The sequence below is a fragment of the Amycolatopsis sp. NPDC049253 genome (assembly GCF_040678995.1).
Lineage (GTDB): Bacteria > Actinomycetota > Actinomycetes > Mycobacteriales > Pseudonocardiaceae > Amycolatopsis.
In genome coordinates this window covers 379,019-398,424 of the sequence record NZ_JBFAQX010000005.1, presented here as the reverse complement: position 1 = coordinate 398,424, position 19,406 = coordinate 379,019, and the positions used below count along the sequence as shown (strand labels likewise).

At 71.7% G+C, this 19,406-nt stretch carries 18 protein-coding genes; 10 read left to right on the top strand and 8 right to left on the bottom strand.

Annotated features, from left to right (window positions below; all coding sequences use genetic code 11):
• Positions 1 to 15: 15 nt before the first annotated feature.
• Together AB0K15_RS15170 and AB0K15_RS15165 are read right to left on the bottom strand one after the other, a co-directional pair.
• Entirely contained in the window at positions 16 to 2,295 is a 2,280-nt protein-coding gene (locus AB0K15_RS15170) for an AAA family ATPase (protein WP_364049705.1), read from the bottom strand.
• Between the two features lie 5 nt (positions 2,296 to 2,300).
• Complete coding sequence (locus tag AB0K15_RS15165) at positions 2,301 to 2,924, bottom strand: nitroreductase family protein (RefSeq protein WP_364049703.1); 624 nt, start codon at positions 2,922 to 2,924, stop codon at positions 2,301 to 2,303.
• A 74-nt stretch (positions 2,925 to 2,998) separates the two neighbouring features.
• Between AB0K15_RS15165 and AB0K15_RS15160 the strand changes: the two genes are divergently transcribed.
• Positions 2,999 to 3,637 (top strand): TetR/AcrR family transcriptional regulator C-terminal domain-containing protein, encoded by a 639-nt coding sequence (locus AB0K15_RS15160; RefSeq protein ID WP_364049701.1) that lies wholly within the window; start codon positions 2,999 to 3,001, stop codon positions 3,635 to 3,637.
• A gap of 8 nt (positions 3,638 to 3,645) precedes the next feature.
• Here the strand turns inward: AB0K15_RS15160 and pssA are convergent, their stop codons facing one another.
• Together pssA and AB0K15_RS15150 are read right to left on the bottom strand one after the other, a co-directional pair.
• Positions 3,646 to 4,647 (bottom strand): CDP-diacylglycerol--serine O-phosphatidyltransferase, encoded by a 1,002-nt coding sequence (gene pssA / locus AB0K15_RS15155; protein ID WP_364049699.1) that lies wholly within the window; start codon positions 4,645 to 4,647, stop codon positions 3,646 to 3,648.
• A 4-nt stretch (positions 4,648 to 4,651) separates the two neighbouring features.
• The gene (locus AB0K15_RS15150; RefSeq protein ID WP_364049697.1) at positions 4,652 to 5,365 is read right to left on the bottom strand and encodes a phosphatidylserine decarboxylase; all 714 of its coding nucleotides are present in this window, start codon (positions 5,363 to 5,365) and stop codon (positions 4,652 to 4,654) included.
• A gap of 250 nt (positions 5,366 to 5,615) precedes the next feature.
• On the opposite strand from AB0K15_RS15150, the gene AB0K15_RS15145 reads away from it, so the two are divergent.
• Entirely contained in the window at positions 5,616 to 5,792 is a 177-nt protein-coding gene (locus tag AB0K15_RS15145; RefSeq protein ID WP_285972057.1) for a hypothetical protein, read from the top strand.
• Between the two features lie 48 nt (positions 5,793 to 5,840).
• Here the strand turns inward: AB0K15_RS15145 and AB0K15_RS15140 are convergent, their stop codons facing one another.
• Positions 5,841 to 6,161 (bottom strand): GlsB/YeaQ/YmgE family stress response membrane protein, encoded by a 321-nt coding sequence (locus AB0K15_RS15140; RefSeq protein ID WP_364049695.1) that lies wholly within the window; start codon positions 6,159 to 6,161, stop codon positions 5,841 to 5,843.
• A gap of 72 nt (positions 6,162 to 6,233) precedes the next feature.
• On the opposite strand from AB0K15_RS15140, the gene AB0K15_RS15135 reads away from it, so the two are divergent.
• Together AB0K15_RS15135 and AB0K15_RS15130 are read left to right on the top strand one after the other, a co-directional pair.
• Positions 6,234 to 6,797, top strand: coding sequence for a helix-turn-helix domain-containing protein (locus AB0K15_RS15135; protein ID WP_364049957.1), 564 nt, complete (start codon positions 6,234 to 6,236; stop codon positions 6,795 to 6,797).
• A gap of 914 nt (positions 6,798 to 7,711) precedes the next feature.
• A complete protein-coding gene (locus AB0K15_RS15130) occupies positions 7,712 to 9,025 on the top strand; it encodes an MFS transporter (RefSeq protein WP_364049693.1) in 1,314 nt (437 codons plus the stop codon).
• Here the strand turns inward: AB0K15_RS15130 and glp are convergent.
• On the bottom strand, positions 8,940 to 10,145 hold the full coding sequence (gene glp, locus AB0K15_RS15125; protein ID WP_364049691.1) for a gephyrin-like molybdotransferase Glp: 1,206 nt from the start codon (positions 10,143 to 10,145) through the stop codon (positions 8,940 to 8,942). The two genes, AB0K15_RS15130 and glp, sit on opposite strands and share 86 nt — an antisense overlap.
• Positions 10,146 to 10,220: 75 nt before the next feature.
• Here glp and AB0K15_RS15120 point away from each other — a divergent pair, with 75 nt between their 5' ends.
• The 6 genes from AB0K15_RS15120 to groL all read left to right on the top strand — a co-directional run bounded on the left by AB0K15_RS15120 (position 10,221) and on the right by groL (position 17,406).
• Positions 10,221 to 10,898 (top strand): TIGR00266 family protein, encoded by a 678-nt coding sequence (locus AB0K15_RS15120; protein WP_364049689.1) that lies wholly within the window; start codon positions 10,221 to 10,223, stop codon positions 10,896 to 10,898.
• 1 nt (position 10,899) lies between these two features.
• The gene (locus AB0K15_RS15115) at positions 10,900 to 11,523 is read left to right on the top strand and encodes an AIM24 family protein (protein WP_364049687.1); all 624 of its coding nucleotides are present in this window, start codon (positions 10,900 to 10,902) and stop codon (positions 11,521 to 11,523) included.
• Between the two features lie 102 nt (positions 11,524 to 11,625).
• Positions 11,626 to 11,832, top strand: coding sequence for a cold-shock protein (locus AB0K15_RS15110; protein WP_204093028.1), 207 nt, complete (start codon positions 11,626 to 11,628; stop codon positions 11,830 to 11,832).
• Positions 11,833 to 11,901: 69 nt separating this feature from the next.
• On the top strand, positions 11,902 to 13,617 hold the full coding sequence (locus AB0K15_RS15105) for a serine/threonine-protein kinase (RefSeq protein WP_364049684.1): 1,716 nt from the start codon (positions 11,902 to 11,904) through the stop codon (positions 13,615 to 13,617).
• An 87-nt stretch (positions 13,618 to 13,704) separates the two neighbouring features.
• Entirely contained in the window at positions 13,705 to 15,504 is a 1,800-nt protein-coding gene (locus AB0K15_RS15100; protein ID WP_364049682.1) for an alkyl sulfatase dimerization domain-containing protein, read from the top strand.
• Positions 15,505 to 15,777: 273 nt separating this feature from the next.
• Positions 15,778 to 17,406, top strand: coding sequence for a chaperonin GroEL (groL, locus tag AB0K15_RS15095; protein WP_364049680.1), 1,629 nt, complete (start codon positions 15,778 to 15,780; stop codon positions 17,404 to 17,406).
• 675 nt (positions 17,407 to 18,081) lie between these two features.
• Here groL and AB0K15_RS15090 read toward each other — a convergent pair.
• Positions 18,082 to 18,303, bottom strand: a complete 222-nt coding sequence (locus AB0K15_RS15090) for a PspC domain-containing protein (protein ID WP_220244657.1) — start codon at positions 18,301 to 18,303, stop codon at positions 18,082 to 18,084.
• Positions 18,304 to 18,467: 164 nt separating this feature from the next.
• On the bottom strand, positions 18,468 to 19,403 hold the full coding sequence (locus tag AB0K15_RS15085) for an o-succinylbenzoate synthase (RefSeq protein WP_364049678.1): 936 nt from the start codon (positions 19,401 to 19,403) through the stop codon (positions 18,468 to 18,470).
• Between the last annotated feature and the right edge of the window lie 3 nt (positions 19,404 to 19,406).

Sequence of the window (19,406 nt, the reverse complement as noted above, 5' to 3'; positions counted from 1 at the left end):
GGGGCCCCGTCGCCGTCAGCGTTCCTGCTGCGCCTGCGCGTACGCCTCCAGCGTCGCCAGCTGCGCCGCGTCGAGCGACGGCCGCACGACCTCACGCGCTTTCGCCAGGTGGGCGGCCGTGACCACGTGCGCCTCGAGCGACTCGCGCATCGCCGTGAGCGCGGCCTCGCGGATGAGCGCGGCGCAGTCGGCGGCGGAGTAACCGTCCAGGGTGGACGCGATGGCCGCCAGATCCACATCGGACGCCAGCGGCGTGTTCTTCGACGTCGCCTTGAGGATCGCGGTGCGCGACTCGGCGTCGGGCGGCGGCACGTAGATGCGCCGCTCCAGCCGGCCCGGCCGCAGCAGCGCCGGGTCCACGAGCTCGGGCCGGTTCGTGGCGCCGAGCACCACGACCTCGCGCATCGGCTCCACGCCGTCGAGCTCCGTGAGCAGCGCGGCGACCACGCGGTCGGCCACGCCGGAGTCGGACGACTGCCCGCGCCGCGGCGCCAGCGCGTCGATCTCGTCGAGGAAGATCAGCGACGGCGCGGCGTCGGCGGCCCGCCGGAACAGGTCGCGCACGGCCCGCTCCGACTCGCCGACCCACTTGTCCAGCAGCTCGGCGCCCTTGATCGCGAACACGTTGAGCGCGCCCGTGCCCGCCAGCGCGCGCACGAGGAACGTCTTGCCGCCGCCGGGCGGGCCGTACAGCAGCACGCCACGCGGCGGGTCGATGCCCAGGCGGGCGAAGGAATCCGGGTAGCGCAGCGGCCACAGCACCGTCTCGGTGAGGGCCTGCTTGACGTCGACCATGTTGCCCACGTCCTCGAGCGTCAGCCCGCCCGTGGCCAGGTTGTCCGAAGTGGACAGCGAGATCGGCCGGACGGTGGCGAGCGCGTCGAGCAGGTCGTGCTCCGAGATCCGCGGCTCGGCGACCTCACGCTGGCGCAGCGCGGCCCGCAGAGCCGCGTCGCGGCGCAGGGCGATGAGGTCGGCGGCGACGAACCCGGGCGTCTTCTCGGCGAGCACGCCCAGGTCGGCGCCGGGTTCCACGGGCACGTCACGCAGCAGGATCCGCAGCAGCCCCACGCGGGTCTTCGCGTCGGGCAGGGGCAGGCCGAGCTCGCGGTCGAGCAGGTCGGCGGTGCGCAGCCGCGGGTCCACGGACTCGGCGCGCTGCGTCGTCGCCACCACGGCGAGGCCCTCGCGGCGCATGGCCGCGCGCAGTTCCTCCAGGACGACCGTGGCCACCGGCGGCGGCTGCGTGGCGGGCAGGAGCGCGTCGACGTCGTTGATCAGCAGCACGCCCGGCCCGTCGCCCTCGGCGGCGCGGGTCACGGCCTCGCGCAGCCGGGCGTGGGCGGTGTTCGGCTCCAGCACGGCGATGTTGGGCGCGACCAGCGACACCACACGCACCTTCTCGGCCTGCGCGACGGACCGCACCAGCGTCGCCTTGCCGACCCCCTCCGGCCCGGACAGCAGCACGCCCAGGTGCGCCGACGTGCCCAGCCGCATCAGCAGCTCCGGCCGCCGGAACGCCAGATCGAACCACTCGGCGAGCTTGCGCGCGGCTCCTTCCGCGCCGACCAGGTCGGCGACGGGCGGGACCGGTTCCGTCAGCTCCTCCGGCTTGGTCTCCTCGATGACCTCGGCCTCGAGGTAGTCCTCGGCCGCCGTCACGGCCGTGCTGCGGACGAGGGCCGTCGCGCTGCGCGTGGGCACGGTGTCGGTCGGCGTCTCGCCCGTGCGGGCGCCGTCGCGCCAGCTGACCACAGTGGACGGTCCGACCACGACCACGCCCGCGGGCTCCGTGGCGGTGACCGTGAGCAGCTCGTTGGTCCACGTCGCGCCGATCGCGCGCGACAGCTGCCCGCGCACGGCCGCGACGTCCGAACCCGGCGCCGGCGCCAGGTCCTGGGGGAGCAGGGAGACGGCGTCGCCGCGCGTGAGCACCTTGCCGGTGAGCGCGAGCCGCAGCGTCTGCGGCGGCACGGACACGCTGGCCAGCCGCGAGCCGGAGACCGTGACCGTCTTGGCCGCCGCGACGTCGGCCGGCGTCACCACGATCTCGGCCCCCTCGGACACACCGAGGTTCGACATCGTGACGTCGTCGGTCAGCACCACGCCCGGCAGGCCCTCCTCGGCCGGCGCGGCGAGCGCGGCGCTGCGGCGAGCGCCGGTGAGGTGCACGGCGTCCCAGGCGCGCAGGCCCAGCGCGTCGAGCACCTCGGGGTGCATCCGCACGACTCCGCGCCGGGAATCCAGTGCGGACGGCGTGTGCCTGACGGTCAGCGTGATCTGCGGGTCGCTCACGCCGTTCACCCTAGCGACGCGGACCCCGTCCAGGCGTCGAACGACAGGATCTCGCCCACCGGTGGCCGCGCGGCGGGGGAGAAGTCACGCTGCGTCGAGTGCGCCACGGCGATGAGGCCGACCTGCGTGACATCGGCGGGGATCCCCAGCAGGCGCGCGACGTCCGGCTCGTGGCCGGCGAGGTGGTAGCTGCACAGAGAGCTCGCCAGGCCGCGCGTGCGCAGGGCGAGCTGGAAGCTCCAGATCGCCGGGTAGATCGAACCGTAGAACGACGACTGCTCCGCGGCCGACGCCGGCGGCCGGCCCGGCATGCACGGCAGCACCAGCGCCGGTACCCGGTCGAGGTTCTCCACGAGGTGGCGGGCCGAGGCGAACATGCTGGTGTCGGCCAGGTGCGCGTAGTGCTGCCACACCTCGTGCGCGGCCTTCCTGGTGATCGCCGCGACCTCGGCGCGTAGTCCGGGGTCCAGCACGGCGACCCAGCGCTGCGCCTTCAGCAGGCCACCGGCGGCGGGCGCCTGCTGGGCGATGCGCAGGCAGTCCTCGATCACCGCGGCCTCGACCGGCCGGTCGAGGTCCAGCTTGCGGCGGACGGAACGGGTGGTGGTGAGCAGCGTTTCGGCGTCCATGGTGTCCCTCCAGTGTCATACTTACGACGTAAGCGTACACCGTAAGTACTTACGCCGTAAGCTAGGATTCGGCCGTGGTGCGCGAAACCCTGACGCGGGAAAAAGTCCTCGACGAAGCGCTGGCCCTGGTGGACGCCGACGGCATGGGCGCGCTGTCGATGCGCAAGCTCGCGGCCCGCCTCGGGGTCGAGGCGATGTCGCTCTACAACCACGTGAAGAACAAGGGCGACCTGCTCGACGGGCTCACCGCGCGCGTCTTCGAGTCCGTGCCGCTGCCGGTGCCGTCGTGGAGCTGGGAAACCCGCGTCCGCCGGCTCGCCGAAGGCCTCTACACGGCGTTCACGCGGCACCCGGCCGTGGTGCGCGCGCTGGCGGCCGAGGAGGCGAACCCGCGCTCGCCCGGAGCGTTGCGCGTGATCGACGCCTTGCTGGGCGCGCTGCTCGACGCCGGGCTCGACGAGGTAGCCGCGGCCCGCGGCTACCGGTCGCTGATGGGACTCACGTTCGGCGCGGCGCTGGCCGACTCCGTCGCCGGGGGCGTCGCGCAGCGGGACGAACCCGTCGGCGACTGGTTCAGCCGCATGGTCACGCCGGAGGAACTGCCGAACCTGTACCGCGTGCTGCCGTCACTGGCCGACGTCGACTGCGTGCAGGACTTCCACGACCAGCTCGACCTGCTGCTCGCCGGCCTGCGCACGGCAGCGGCTCGCTGACGCGCGGGTCAGCGGCGGCGGATCCCGATCCGGCGCCAGCTCCGGCGTCGCTGGTTGGGGCCCGAGGTGGCACCGCCGGAGCCGGCGGGCGTGGACCCGGAGTGGTCGCGATCCCGCAGCGCCCGCGTCGCCCGCACGAAGTCGGAGCCGTTGCGCGGCAGCCGCACCGCGCGCATCGCCGCACCCGCGACCCGGCGAGAGGCCGGACGCAACCGCAGGCGCCGTTGCGACCGCGCCCGGCGAATGGCGCGGCGTTCGCGCGGCGGGACCGTCCAGGCCTCGGGGTGCGCCGCGAGCCAACGGTTGCGGTACACCGCGTAGGGGATGTGCAGCAGGTAGAGCACCAGCGCGATGGCCAGCGCCACCAAGGGGAACTGGATGATCGCGGCCGCCAGGAGGCCGACGCCCACCAGCAGCGGCGCGATGGCCCGGGCGGGCACCTTGACCGTCTTCAGCGACAACGTCGGGATGCGGCTGATCAGCAGCGCGGCGACGGCGATCGTCCAGACGATCACCACGTACTGCTCCGACCACCAGCCCTCGCCCCACTGCAGCGTCGCGATGAGCGGCAGCATGGCGACGAGACCGCCGGCCGGCGCGGGCACGCCGACGAAGAACTCCCCGGCGTAGGGCGGCTTGTCGGTGACGTCGAGCAGGGTGTTGAAGCGGGCGAGGCGCAGGATCATGCAGACGGCGAAGATCAGCGAAGCCACCCAGCCGATGCGGTCGCCGTGCGACTGCCACACGTACAGCACCAGCGCCGGCGCCACGCCGAACGAGATGCCGTCGGACAGCGAGTCGAGCTCGGCGCCCATCTTCGACGTCGCGTCGAGCAGGCGCGCGATGCGCCCGTCGAGGCTGTCGAGCACCGCCGCGATGCCGATGGCCGCGATGGCCATGGCGTAGTTGCCCGTGAGCGCGAACTGCACGGCCGACAGCCCGGCGCACAGCGCCAGCACCGTGATGGCGTTCGGCAGCAGCCGAATGCTCGGGGTGGTCACGCGGACCATGAGATCAGCCTTCTCCCACTGCCGGGAGTTCGGCGATCACCGTCTCGCCGCCGACCGTGCGCTGGCCCTTCGCGACGAGCACGCGGCTGCCGGGCGGCAGGTAGAGGTCGACACGGGAGCCGAACCGGATGATGCCGTAGGTGGCGCCCGCGGCCACCTTGTCGCCCTCGTGGATCTCGCACAGGATGCGGCGCGCGACGAGGCCTGCGATCTGCACGACGACGAGCTCGTGGCCGTCGACGGTGCGCATGAGCACGGAGTTGCGCTCGTTGTCCTCGCTCGCCTTGTCCAGGTCTGCGGAGAGGAACTTGCCCGGCCGGTAGGCCACCTTCTCGATGACGCCCGGCGCCGGGATCCGCTGGACGTGCACGTCGAACACCGACAGGAACACGCTCACGCGCATCCGCGGCTCGGCGGGCAGCCCCAGCTCGGGCGGCGGCACGGCCTCCTCGATGAGGGACACCAGACCGTCGGCCGAGGCCACCGCGATGTTGTCCCGCTCCGGCGCGACGCGCTGGGGCTCGCGGAAGAACGCGGCGGTGGCCGCGGTCGCGAGCGCGCCGACCACGCCGAGGCGCTTGGAGAACCGGCGCAGCACCAGCGTCGCCGCCAGCCCGCCGAAGACGAACGGGCGTCCGGCGGGGTGCATCGGCGGGATCGTCTCCCGCGCGAGCTGCACTGCGTGTGTGAGGGGATTGCCGGTGGGCTTGCCGCTCATGGATCGGTTCCCCGCTGTTCGTTGCGTTCGGAGGGAGAGGACGGGTTTCACGTCCGATTTGGGAATCACCACGCTACCGCCCGTCGGCGGACGGACACGTCCAGGGCCGGTGGCGGCTCCCCCGTCAGGGTTTCCCCGACGCGGGTGGGCGTGCCCACAAACCGGTAACGACTGATCGAATTCCTCGACAACTCTCAGTAGTACCCGCCGTTCGGGAGCCGTGCCCGGGCCTGAGTCAGCCGAGGAAGCGATGTCCGTACCCGATCCGCTCACCGAGCTGCTGTGTGCCTGGCGACGGGAGATCTCCGCCGCGCCCATGCCCGTGCTCGTGGACACGGCGCGCGCCGTGCGCGTGGTCCGGGAGGCGATCAGGGCGGGCCGGGTGCATGCATCCCCCGACGACGCATGCACCCGGACGCGGAACTGATCAGTTTAGGCGATTTCCGGGGGTTACTGACGGTTCGTGTGGAAACCGTTACCGGTAGTTGTCCCGCTGGTAGCTGTCGTGCGGGTAGTCGTCACGCCGGGACCGCCGGCCGATCGAGCTGACCAGCCGCAGCACCGCCAGCAGGACGATCGCGCCCAGGATCGCGACGCCGAAGCTCGGGAAGTCGAACTCGAAGCGCTGCTGTTCACCCGTCGCCAGCCGGTAGATGAAGCCGCCGAGGGCCGCCCCGAGCACCCCGACGAGCACGCTGACCAGGCATCCCTGCCGGCGCCGGTCCGGTCCGCCGACGACCAGGTTCGCGAGCCAGCCGACCAGCGCGCCGAAGATGATCCAGGTGAAGAAGCCCATGGGGGTGAGGATACTGCCGGTTCATTCTACAAGAGATGTTGTGCAAGAGTTGTTGTACAACTACTCTTGCCGATCGTGACCGACGACGTGCGGCAGATCCGCGACTCCCGTGTCCTGGCGGCGATGTCCCACCCGCTCCGCCTGCGCCTGCTCGACCTGCTGAAGCTCGACGGCCCCGCCACCGCCTCCGTCCTCGCCGACCGCACGGCGTCGGCCGTCGGCAACATCAGCCACCACCTCAAGGTCCTCGCGGCCGCCGGCCTGGTCGAAGAGGCCCCCGAACTCGCCCGCGACCGCCGCGAACGCTGGTGGCGCCGCCCTTCCAAGGCGCTGTCCTGGTCCACTTCGGACTTCGTCGGCGACCCGGTGGGCGACGCGGCCGAGGTCGTCTCCCTCGACCGGCAGGCGTCGCTGTCCCGCTCGTGGCTCTCGGACCTGGAAACGGCCCCCACCGAATGGCGCGACGCCTGGTTCACCAACGAAACCTGGGCGCGCTTGTCCCCTGCGGAGGTGATGGAGCTGAGCTCCCGCATCCTGGCCTTGTTCGCCGAGTACACCGACCGCTCGGCCCCCGACGACTCCGCCGAGCGCCGCCCGGTCTTCCTTTTCGCCCGAGGCTTCCCCGCGCAACCCTGACCCGCGGTGTGCCGCGCGCTTTTCCTTGCGGGGTCGGGCTTTCCGCCGTTGTCCACAACTCGGCTCCGCTGTGGACAACTCGGCTGTGGAGATCATTTTGTCGGTGGGGGGCGGTAGGCTGGGCAAGGGCCGCTCCCCCGAGGTTGGGTGGGGGCTTTCCCAAGGTGAGTTACTGGGGGCACAGGCGGCTTGGCCGCGGTCGTGAGGTTGCTCGGCAGTCTTGGTCGGTCGGGCGAAGCCCCTCGGTGATGGCGCCAAGTCCCTTCGGGCCGGCAGAGCCGCGCAGGCCGGCGGAACCCCTCGGGGCGGGCGAAGCGTTTTGGGGAGCGAAGCTGCTCGCGTTGGCGATGCTCGTTGGGTGCGTCAAGCCACGCACGTGGGTGGGCAAAGCCGCTTGCGCTGGTGAAGCTCGTCGGGTGCGCCAAGCCACGCACGTGGGTGGGCGAGGCTGCTCGGGTTGGCGAAGCTCGTTGGGTGTGTCAAGCCACGCGCGCGGGTGGGCGAGGCTGCTCGGGTTCGCGAAGCCCGTCGGCTGTGTCAAGCCACGCGCGCGGGTGGGCGAAGCCGCTTGCGCTGGTGAAGCTCGTCGGGTGCGCCAAGCCACGCAGGGGGGTGGGCGAAGCTGCTCGCGTTGGCGAAGTCCTTCGGGTGTGTCCAGCCACGCGCGCGGGTGGGCGAAGCCGCTCACTCCGGCGAAGCCCGTCGGGCGCTCATAGCCACTCAGCCCAGCGAAGCCCTTCGTGCACTCAAAGCCGCCGAGGCGGGCAACACCCCGCGCAGCGCGCAACCCCGACCAGACACGCAACCCCGACCAGGCACACAACCCCGACCAGGCACACAAAATCCTCGGCCACCAATCGAATCCACACCAAGCAGCAAAAGACCCACAACCGCCTGAACCACCCCGATATCCCATGACTGACGCGAAAACGACCACAGCCCTACGGCGAGACCGCAACTTCCGCCTCGTCTGGACCGGCGAGACGATCAGCACCCTCGGCAGCGCAATCGCCGGCACGTCGTTGCCGCTCGTCGCGTTGCTGGTACTGCACGCCTCGACGTTCGAGGTGGCGCTGCTGACCGCGGTCGCGTGGGTGCCGTGGTTGGTGGTGGGGTTGCCGGCCGGGGCGTGGGTGGACCGGTGGCGCAAGCGGCGCGTGATGGTGACCTGCAACGTGGTGTCGATGGTGGGGTTCGCGGCCGTGCCGGTCGGGTACGTGGCCGGGTGGCTCACGGTGCCGTACCTGCTGTGCGCGGCGCTGGTCGGCGGGTTCGCGAAGGTGTTCTTCTCGCTGGCCTACCGCAGTTACGTACCGGTGATCGTGGCCGAAGCGCAGTTGCTGGAGGCCAACGTGAAGCTCCAGGGGAGCGAGTCCGCCGCACAGGTGGGCGGGCCCGGGCTGGCAGGGCTGCTCGCGGCCGTCGCGGGACCGGTCACCGGGGTGCTGGCCGACGCGGTGAGTTTCGGCATTTCTGTGCTGTGCCTGCGTTCCGTGCGGGCGAGGGAAACCCCGAAGCCCCGCGGCAAAGTACGCCTGCGCACCGAGATCGCGGAGGGTGTCGGCTTCATCGCGCGCGACCGGTATCTGCGGTCCCTCATCGGAGCCGCCGCTGTCGCGAACCTCGCGCTTGACGGGTACGCCGCCATCCAGGTCGTGTTCCTCGTCCGCGACCTCGGCACCGGGCCGGGCGCCGTGGGGGTGGTCCTGGCAATCGCGGAAGTCGGCGGTGTCGCCGGCGCGCCGTTGGCCGCGCGGCTGGGCAAGCGCGTCGGGGCGGCGCGCGCGTTCCTGCTCTGCGAAGCGCTGGCCGCCCCGGCGATGGTGCTCGGGCCGTTCGCCACGCCGGGCGCCGGGCTCGCGGTGTTCGTACTGTCCGGGATGGGTGTCGCCGGCGGGATCGTCGGGTCCAACGTGCTCGTCGGAACCTTCCGCCAGACCTACTGCCCACCCGAGCTCTTCGGCCGCATCACCGCGAGCTCCGCCGTGGTCAACTACGGCACCATCCCGCTGGGCGCGTTCCTCGGCGGTGTCCTCGGCGACGCGCTGGGCGTGCGCGAGACGATGCTGATCATGGGCGCCGTTCAGCTCGCCGCGCTGGGGATCCTCCTCAAGAGCCCGCTCCGCGGCCGGAGGGACTTCCCTACAGCAGCAGCACGTCCACCTCATCGCCCTCGGCCACCTCGCCAACCCCCTCCGGCAGCACGATCAGGCAGTTCGCCTGCGTGAACGCCGCCAGCAGGTGCGAGCCCGGGCCGCCCCGCGGCCCGACCACGCCGGTCACCTCGCCCTCGGTGGGGGTGTAGAAGCCCCGGCGGAACTGGCGCCGCGAGCTGGGTGAGGTCATGGCCTCCGAAAGCCGCGCGCGCACGCGGCGGCGGTCGACGTCGGTGTGGCCCATGGCCGAGAGCAAAGCCGGCCGCAGGAAGGCTTCGAACGACACCAGCACGCTCACCGGGTTGCCCGGCAGCGTCACCACGGGCACGCCGTTCCAGTGGCCGCAGCCCTGCGGCCCGCCGGGCTGGATGGCGATCTTCTGGAACTGCACGCCCTGGCCCGTCAGCGCGTCCTTGACCACCTCGTACGCGCCGGCGCTCACCCCGCCCGAAGTGATCAGCAGGTCGGCGTCGGCGAGCTCCGGTTCGATGATCTTGCGGAACTCCTCGACGTCGTCCACCACGCTGCGCACCACGGCGACGCGGCAACCCAGCTCGCGCAGCGCGGCGGCGAGCATCACGCTGTTGGACTCGTAGATCTGCCCGTGCCGCAACGGGTTCGGGGCCTCGACGAGCTCCGTGCCGGTCGACACCACGAGCACGGACAGCGGCCGGTGCACCGACAGCTCGGCCAGGCCGACGGCTGCCGCGAGGCCCAGCTGCGAGTGGCCGAGCACGGTGCCGGCCCGCAGGGCCACCACGCCGCGCTCCACGTCCTCGCCGGTGCGCCGCACGTGGTCGCCCGCAGCCGCGGCCTTGGAGATCCGCACGTCGACGGTGCCGCCGTCGGTCTCCTCCACCATCACGATCGCGTCGGCACCCGGCGGCAGCGGCGCGCCCGTCATGATCCGATGCGCCGTGCCCGGCTCCAGCGTCGCGACGTCCACGCGCCCGGCCGGGATGTCGTCGGCCACGGGCAGCGTCACGGGCGAGCCGGCCGCGGCGCCGGCGACGTCGGCCGCGCGCACGGCGTAGCCGTCCATCGCGGAGTTGTCGAACGGCGGCAGCGACACCCCCGCGTGCACGTCCTCGGCCAGGACGAACCCGGCGGCTTCGGCGAGGGGCAGGGTGGTCGCGGGCGTGCGGCCGAGCAGCTCGGTCACGGTCTCGCGGTAGGCGTCGACGGAGATCACGCGGACCATCCTCCCCCTCGCGCGCGGGCGTGCAACACTCTCCCGCGGCAAGAGTCGGGGATCAGGGGAGTTCTGATGCAGGTACGAGTCCGCCACCAGCCGTCCTTCGCGGTTGCGCGGCTGGAGCTGGCGCCGGGTGAGCCCGTGCAGGTCGAGTCGGGCGCGATGATGGCCACGAGCTACGGCGTGACGGTCCAGTCGCAGGCCCAGGGCGGGATCATGAAGGGCTTCGGCCGGGCGTTCCTGGGCGGCGAGTCCTTTTTCATCTCCACCTACACCGCACCCCAGAACGGCGGCTGGGTCGACGTCGCGGCCAACCTGCCCGGCGACATCCAGGTCGTGACCCTCGACGGCCAGACCGGCTGGTGCGTCACGCGCGGCTCGTGGCTCGCGTCGTCGCACGGCGTGCAGACGGAGACGCGCTGGGGCGGCATGAAGAACCTGGTCGGCGGCGAAGGCGGCTTCCTCTCGCACGCCACGGGCCAGGGCCAGGTGCTGGTGACCTGCTACGGCGCACTCGACGTCATCACGCTGCAGCCGGGCGAGGCGATCACCGTCGACACCGGTCACGTCGTGGCCTACGCCGACACCGTCCAGTACCAGCTCCGCAAGGTCGCGCAGGGCGTGATCCAGTCGATGAAGAGCGGTGAAGGCTTCGTGTTCGACTTCGCCGGCCCCGGCCAGATCCTCACGCAGACGCGCAACCCGTCGGCGCTGATCAGCTGGATCCTGTCGCACGTCCCCTCCCGCTGACATGCGCGTCCACACGAGGCACACCCCGAACTTCGGCGTGGCGCGAGTGCTGCTCGCGCCCGGCGAGGCCGTGCAGTCGGCGTCGGACACGATGCTGGCCACCAGCTTCGGCGTCCGCGAAGGTGCTCCGCCGTCGGCGCGCGGCGGCGCCCGCAAGACCGGCGTCTCCGTGTTCACCGCGCCCGCCGAGGGCGGCTGGGTCGACCTCGCCCCCCTCGGGCCCGGTGACGTCTACCCGCTGGAGCTGACGGGCAACACCGGCTGGTCGGTGCACCGCGACGCCGTGCTGGCGCGGCCGCCGTCCGTGCGCCTCGACCAGACGTGGGCGCCGTTGCAGCAGCTCTTCGGCGCCGACGCCGGGTTCCTGGACCACTACAGCGGCACCGGTCCGCTCGTGCTCACCGCGCCGGGACCTGTCGACTCGTTCGAGCTGTCGGCCGGTGAGCTGGTCACCGTGCGGCCGGACTACGTGCTGGCCTACCCGGACACACTGCAGTGCCGGCTGCGCGCCGTGGACCCGAGCGGCCCGCAGTCGCTGCGCACCGGGGAAGGTCTGGTCCTCGATTTCGCCGGACCGGGCACCGTTCTCGTCCAAGCGCGGAACAGGCGGGTTTCCCGGGGCTGACGAATTTGCGAATCAACCATTGCCGAGGGGCGTAATTCCGGTAGCGTGAACTGCACTTCCAGCCGCTACCGGACAGCGGATCTTGTCCTGAGGGAGGGCGCCGTGGCTGTCGGCACCGTCAAATGGTTCAACTCGGAAAAAGGCTATGGGTTCATCGAATCCGCCGAAGGGCCTGACGTGTTCGTCCACTATTCGGCGATCCAGGCCGAAGGATTCCGGACGCTCGACGAAGGGGACCGGGTCGAGTTCGAGGTCCAGTCCGGCCGCGACGGCCGCAGTCAGGCCGCGGACGTCCGCAAGGTCTCCTGATTCCGGGGCAGCCGACCGGTTGGGCGAACCGCCCATCGCTGCGGAATGCAGGGCGTTAAGCTGCGCAGCGTGACAGGCGATGTGTCGGGGGACCTCACCGGTCGCCGGCTGGGCAACTACCGCATCGACTCGGTGCTCGGCAAGGGCGGCATGAGCGTGACCTACCAGGCCACCGACGTGCGGCTCGGCCGGAAGGTGGCGCTGAAGGTCATCGGCGACCACCTGGGCACCGACGCCGAGTTCCGCGAGCGGTTCGTGGACGAAGCCCGCAACACGTCCGCGATCGACCACGCCAACATCGTCCCCCTGTACGACTTCGGCGAGCTCGAAGGCATGCTCTACATCGCCATGCGCATGGTCGACGGCGGCGACCTCGCCGGCCTGATCTCCGCGGGGCCGATCGCGCCCGCGCGCGCCCTTGCTCTGCTCGACCAGGTCGCCGACGCGCTGGACACCCTGCACAACCGCGGCCTCGTCCACCTCGACGTGAAGCCCGCGAACGTGCTGGTCACCAGCAAGGAAACCTCCCGCGAGCACGTCTACGTCGCCGACTTCGGCCTCACCCGCCGCGGCGCCACCGGCCACCGCACGCGCGGCGGCGACTTCCTGGGCTCCCCGACGTACGCCGCGCCCGAGCACCTGCGCGGCGAGCCGCTCGACGGGCGTACCGACCAGTACGCGCTCACGTGCGTGCTTTACGCGTGCCTGACCGGCGCCCCGCCGTTCAAGGGCGACGTGCCGACCGTGATCAAGGGCCACCTCAACGGCGAGCCGCCGTCGGTGTCGCGCGTGGTCGCGCTGCCGGCCGCCGTCGACGACGTGATCCGCAAGGGCATGGCGAAGAACCCCACCGACCGGTACCCGAGCTGCGTGGCGATGATCGCCGCCGCCCGCGTGGCGCTGGGACCGCTCGCGACGTCGGACACGCCACCGGGGCCACCGGGTTCGGGCGGGGTGCAGAACGGACTGGCCGGGCCGGGTGGTCCCGGTGCGGCCGGTCAGGGTGCGCACGGTCCTCAGGGGGAGGGAGCCGGCATGCAGCCCTTCGGACAGCAGCCGGGATACGGCCAAGGCGGGTCGCAAGGTCCCGGCGGCCCGAGTGTCCAGGGTGGCCAGGGCGCTCAGGCGAACGACCCGGCGCACGGTGCCCAGTGGTCGGGATCCGGCGGACCTGGTGTCCCAGGTGGACCCGGCGCACCAGGACAGGGCGCACCCGGCCAGGCCGGACCCGGTGACGGAAACCCGTGGGCCGGCCCCGGTGGCTGGTCCGGCGCCCCGCAGAACCCCGGCCAGCCTCCCGGCGCCCCGCCGCAGGGGCCGCCTCCCGGTTACGGCTACCCCGGCATGCCGCCGCAGGGACCGCAAGCACCGCAGGGATATCCGGGCCAGCACGGCCACCCGGGACAACCCGGCCCGCCGCCCGGCTACGGCGGCTACCCCAACCAGCAACAGGGTTACCCCGGCATGCACCCGGGTTACGGCCCGCCCGGCGACCCGATGCGCCTGCGCCCGCCGTCGCCCGCCGGTGGCGCCGGCGCGTTCCAGCAGCCGCGCGGCGGCGGTGGCCGGAAGTGGCTGTGGATCGGCCTCGGGATCGTGGTGCTCGCCGGCCTGATCGTCGGCGCGATCTTCCTCTTCGGCGGCGACGACAGCAGCGGCGGTACGACCACCCCCACGACCGCGCCGAACATCCCCGTCGGCCCCGGTGGCCCCAGTGGTTCGCAGTCCGGCTCGCCGTCGCTGAAGCCGCCGCCCGCGTCGATCCCCATCCAGCCGAGCCGCTGACCCGCGATCTCACCTCCGGTAGGTGACCACCTCGAATCCCCGCTGTGTTCGACTCCGCGGACACGCCGGAGGTCGAGGGGGCCCGCCATGGATTTCGGTGACCGGCAGGACTTCGAGGACGCCGCCCGCGGATTCGTCGCGACGCTCGACCCCGTCACCATCACAGGCGCCGACGGCCACGCGGTGTTCGACCTGCGCCCGTACGCCTACCTCGACGGCGAGTGCCCGGACACGGTGAACCCCAGCCTGTGGCGGCAGGCGCAGCTGTGCCGCACCAACGGGCTGTACGAGGTGACCACCGGCATCTACCAGGTCCGCGGCTTCGACATCTCCAACATGACGCTCGTCGAAGGCGGGCGCGGCGTGATCGTGATCGACCCGCTGATCTCCGAGGAATGCGCGGCGGCCGCGATCGCCCTCTACCGCGCCCATCGCGGTGACCGGCCGGTCACCGCCGTCATCTACACCCACTCGCACGCCGACCACTTCGGCGGCGTGCTGGGCGTGCTGCCCGACGGCGCGGGCGACGTCCCGATCCTCGCCCCGGCGGGCTTCCTCGAGAACGCCGTGGCGGAGAACGTGTACGCGGGCACGGCGATGAGCCGCCGGGCCACCTACATGTACGGCATCACCCTGGACGTGAGCACCACCGGCCAGGTCAGCGGTGGGCTCGGCATCGCCACGTCGACGGGCCGGCTCGGGCTGCTCGCGCCCACCGTCGACATCACCGCGACCGGGCAGGAAGAGGTACTCGACGGCGTCCGCGTCGTCTTCCAGCTCACGCCGGGCACCGAGGCGCCGGCCGAGATGAACTTCCACTTCCCGGACCGCCGTGCCCTGTGCCTGGCCGAGAACGCCACGCACAACCTGCACAACCTCCTCACGCTTCGCGGCGCGCTGGTCCGCGACCCGCGCGTCTGGGCCCACTACCTCGACGAGGCGATCGAGCTCTTCGGCGCCCGCACCGACGTGGCGTTCGCCTCGCACCACTGGCCCACCTGGGACACCGCGCGCGTGGTGAAGTTCCTTTCGCAGCAACGAGATCTCTACGCGTACCTGCACGACCAAACGCTGCGCCTGCTCAACCAGGGTGCCACCGGCATCGAGATCGCCGAGGAGTTCACGCTGCCGCCGGAGCTGGAGAACGCATGGCACGCGCGGGGTTACTACGGCTCGATCAGCCACAACGTCAAGGCGATCTACCAGCGGTACCTCGGCTGGTTCGACGGCCATCCCACGTCGCTGTGGCAGCACCCGCCGCAGGCGCTGGCCACGCGCTACGTGGACGTCCTCGGCGGAGTGCCCGCCGTCCTCGACAAGGCGCAGGAGTACGCGGATGACGGCGACCTCCGCTTCGCCGCCGAGCTGCTCAAGCACGCCGTGTTCGCCGACCCGGACAGCTCCGTCGCCAAGAACGCGCTGGCGGAGGTCTACCAGCGCCTCGGCTACGGCGCCGAGAACCCGACCTGGCGCAACTTCTACCTCGTCGGCGCGCTCGAGCTCCGCAAGGGCATCACCCCGCCGCCCCTCGACATCGGCGGCGGCATGACGGCGGCGCTCACGGTCGAGCAGCTCTTCGACTCCCTCGCCATCCGCGTCGACGGTCCCCGCGCCGCGGCCGACCCGCTCACCATCGAGTGGCGCTTCACCGACCTCGCCACCACGATCCGCACCACCCTGTCCAACGGCGCGCTGATCCGGACCGCGAACCCGAAGTCCGCCGTCGACGTCGATCTCACCCTCACGTTGACCAAACAACCGCTGCTCGGCCTCCTGTCCGGCGGCGGTGCGGACGACCTCGACCACGCCGGCGACCTCGCCGTTCTCGGGCGCCTGCTCGCCCTCCTGGACCCGGATGACCCCGCCTTCGCCATCGTCACACCGTGACATCCGTGGATCACTGACCTGCGGTTCTTGCACTCTCACCGTGGGAGTGCTAAACACGGCATTGGCACTCGACGCCGTTGAGTGCCAAGCACGCGGTCACCGACTGCGCGCTTGAAGGTCGGGACGGTGAGGCTGGCCAAGGTCAGTCGTCCGTCGCGGGCACCGAGCCTGGCCGAGGACGTGTCCTGCTGCCGCCGCTGACAGTCGTACGACGACCAGTTGTTCGACGAGACAGCGCGGCGGTGGCGCCCAATACCGGAGGACCACACCGCAATGGCCAAACTGATCGCGTTCGACGAGGACGCCCGCCGCGGTCTCGAGCGCGGCCTGAACACCCTCGCCGAAGCCGTCAAGGTGACGCTCGGCCCGCGTGGCCGCAACGTCGTGCTCGAAAAGAAGTGGGGCGCGCCGACGATCACCAACGACGGTGTCTCCATCGCCAAGGAGATCGAGCTCGAGGACCCGTGGGAGAAGATCGGGGCCGAGCTCGTCAAGGAAGTTGCCAAGAAGACCGACGACGTCGCGGGTGACGGCACCACCACCGCCACCGTGCTCGCCCAGGCTCTCGTCCGCGAGGGTCTGCGCAACGTGGCCGCGGGTGCCGACCCGATCAGCCTGAAGCGCGGCATCGAGGCGGCCGTCGAGGCCATCACCGAGCAGCTGCACAAGGCCGCCGTCCAGATCGAGACCAAGGAGCAGATCGCTGCTACCGCCTCGATCTCGGCCGCTGACCGCACCATCGGCGAGCTGATCGCCGAGGCGCTGGACAAGGTCGGCAAGGAAGGCGTCGTCACCGTCGAGGAGAGCAACACCTTCGGCCTCGAGCTCGAGCTCACCGAGGGCATGCGCTTCGACAAGGGCTACGTGTCCGGTTACTTCGTGACCGACCCGGAGCGCCAGGAAGCCGAGCTGGAGGACCCGTACATCCTCCTCTTCGGTTCCAAGATCTCGAACGTCAAGGACGTTCTGCCGCTGCTGGAGAAGGTCATCCAGTCCGGCAAGCCGCTGCTGATCATCGCCGAGGACGTCGAGGGCGAAGCCCTGGCGACCCTGGTGGTCAACAAGATCCGCGGCACCTTCAAGTCCGTCGCCGTCAAGGCCCCGGGCTTTGGTGACCGCCGCAAGGCCATCCTGCAGGACATCGCGATCCTGACCGGTGGCCAGGTCATCTCGGAGGACGTCGGCCTCAAGCTGGAGAACGCGGACCTGTCGCTGCTGGGCCGCGCCCGCAAGGCCGTCATCACCCGTGACGAGACCACGATCGTCGAGGGTGCGGGCGACGCCGACCAGATCCAGGGTCGCGTCAACCAGATCCGTGCGGAGATCGAGAACTCGGACTCCGACTACGACCGTGAGAAGCTGCAGGAGCGCCTCGCGAAGCTGGCCGGCGGCGTCGCCGTCATCAAGGCCGGTGCCGCGACGGAGGTCGAGCTCAAGGAGCGCAAGCACCGCATCGAGGACGCGGTGCGCAACGCCAAGGCCGCCGTGGAAGAGGGCATCGTCGCCGGTGGTGGCGTGGCTCTGATCCAGGCCGCCGAGGCTGCCTTCGCGGGCCTGAAGCTCGAGGGCGACGAGGCCACTGGTGCCAACATCGTCAAGGTCGCCGTCGAGGCGCCGCTCAAGCAGATCGCCATCAACGCCGGCCTCGAGGGCGGCGTCGTGGCGGAGAAGGTCAAGTCCCTCCCGCAGGGCCACGGCCTCAACGCCGCCACCGGTGTCTACGAGGACCTGCTCGCCGCCGGCGTGCCGGACCCCACGAAGGTCACCCGCTCCGCGCTCCAGAACGCCGCCTCCATCGCGGCGCTGTTCCTGACCACCGAGGCTGTCGTCGCGGACAAGCCGGAGAAGGCTGCTGCCGCTCCGGCCGACCCGTCCGGCGGCATGGGTGGCATGGACTTCTGAGTTCGGCTGCTGTTCGACGCTAGACCCGGAAAAGCCCGGTCCACTTCGGTGGGCCGGGCTTTTCCCTTTCAGGGCCAGGGTTTGTGGTGGCGGTCGGGTCTCGGATGCGGCTGCGATCGGCGTCGGCCGGTACGGCGGCGTGGTGTGGCAAGTCGGCTGATGTGCTCGTGTGGGCGTCGGTTGGCAGGTGTCGGTGCGCCGGGCGGCTGGCGTGCTCGTGCGGTGTGTCGCGGGTGGGCGTGACTTCGGCGGGTGTTGGTCGGTTGTGGGCGGTGCCGGTGCGTGCTGGCTGGTGTGATTGTGGTGCGCGGATGCGGGTTGGCGGGTGTTGGTCGGTTGTGGGCGGTGCCGGTGCGTGCTGGCTGGTGTGATTGTGGTGCGCGGATGCGGATTGGCGGGTGTCGGTCGGTTGTCGGCGGTGCCGGTGTGCGCGCCGGTCGGTGTGATCGTGGTGCGGGTTCGGCGGGTGTCGGTGGCAGTGGTGCGCAGGCCGGCGAAGCGGGTCGTCTGCCGTTTGGTCGGCGTCGGTGTCCGGGCGTGGACGCCGGAGGTCCCTGGTGCCGTCCGACGTGGACACAGCGAAACGGCCCGGACGCTCCCCACGCCCGGGCCGTTCTCCCCCTTGGTTGTGCCACCCCGTTCCCCCGTGCAGCGGCCCTCCCCGGCCGCGGCGGGTCAGGCGGCTTGGGTCGCTTCGGGCGTCAGCACGGCGGCGGCGACGTAAACCGGCAACATGATCCCGGCCGACAGCACGGTCGCGGCCACGACCGCGATGCGGACCATCGTCGGGTCGACGCCGAGGTAGTCGGCCCAGCCCCCGCACACCCCGGTCAACATCCGGTCGGTGCGGCTGCGGAAGAGCTTCTTGGTTTCCGGGGTGTACACGCTGTTCGTCATGCCATGAATGCTCCGCCGCGCGGCCCCTCTGCACATCGGGGAACGGCCCGGAGACCGACCCTGGACTCCGACCCTGAGGCGGGGTCAGGGGGAGTTCGGGCGCGCGCCGAAGCCGGATCAGGCGCGGGCTGGTCACCGGCCGCCGCTTGTGGTGGCGCTGAGGCTCAGCGCAGTGCGCGCACCCGATCCAGCCGCGCCAGCCAGGCCTCGGTGACGTCGGGCGCGGCGGCGAACTCCGTGAACCGATCCGGCGCCGGCGCCTGGGGCAGGACGGGGAGGTAACCGTCCACAGGGGACAGCGAGGTCGTGCTGACGTCGCCGTTCAGCAGGGACATCGTGCCAAGGCCGCAGGCGAAGTCGAGCTGCGGGAGGGCGCCCGCGAGGGCCAGGCCGGCGGCCAGGCCCACGCTGGTTTCCACGGCGGACGACACGACGCACGGCAGCCCGCACGCCTCGGCCACCTCCAGCGCGCGCCGGACGCCGCCGAGCGGGGCGACCTTCAGCACGGCGATGTCGGCGGCCCCGGCGACGGCGACCTTCAGCGGGTCCTCGGCGCGGCGGATCGACTCGTCGGCGGCGATGCGCACGGACACGCGCCGCCGCACGGCGGCCAGCTCGTCGATGGTGCGGCACGGCTGTTCGGCGTACTCGAGGCCGCCGGCCGCCTTGTCGAGGGCGGCGAGCGCGGTGACGGCGGTGTCGACGTCCCAGGCCGTGTTGGCGTCCACGCGGATGGCGCCGGCCGGGCCGAGGGCGTCGCGGACGGCTTCGAGGCGGGCGCAGTCGTCGGCGAGCGTGGCGCGCTTGTCGGCGACCTTCACCTTCGCCGTGCGGCAGCCGGAGGCACGGACCAGCGCGTGGGCGCGGTCCGGCGGCACGACGGGGACGGTCGTGTTGACCTCGACACGTTCGCGCACCGCGGCGGGCCAGCCCTGCTCGCTCGCTTCCAGGGCGCTCACCAGCCACGGCACGCTCTCGGCGTCCGAATAGTCCGCGAACGGGCAGAATTCACCCCAGCCGGCAGGCCCTTCGAGCAGGACGCCTTCACGGACGGTGATGTCCCGGAACCGGTTGTGCAGGGGCAGCGCGTAGACCTTCATCAC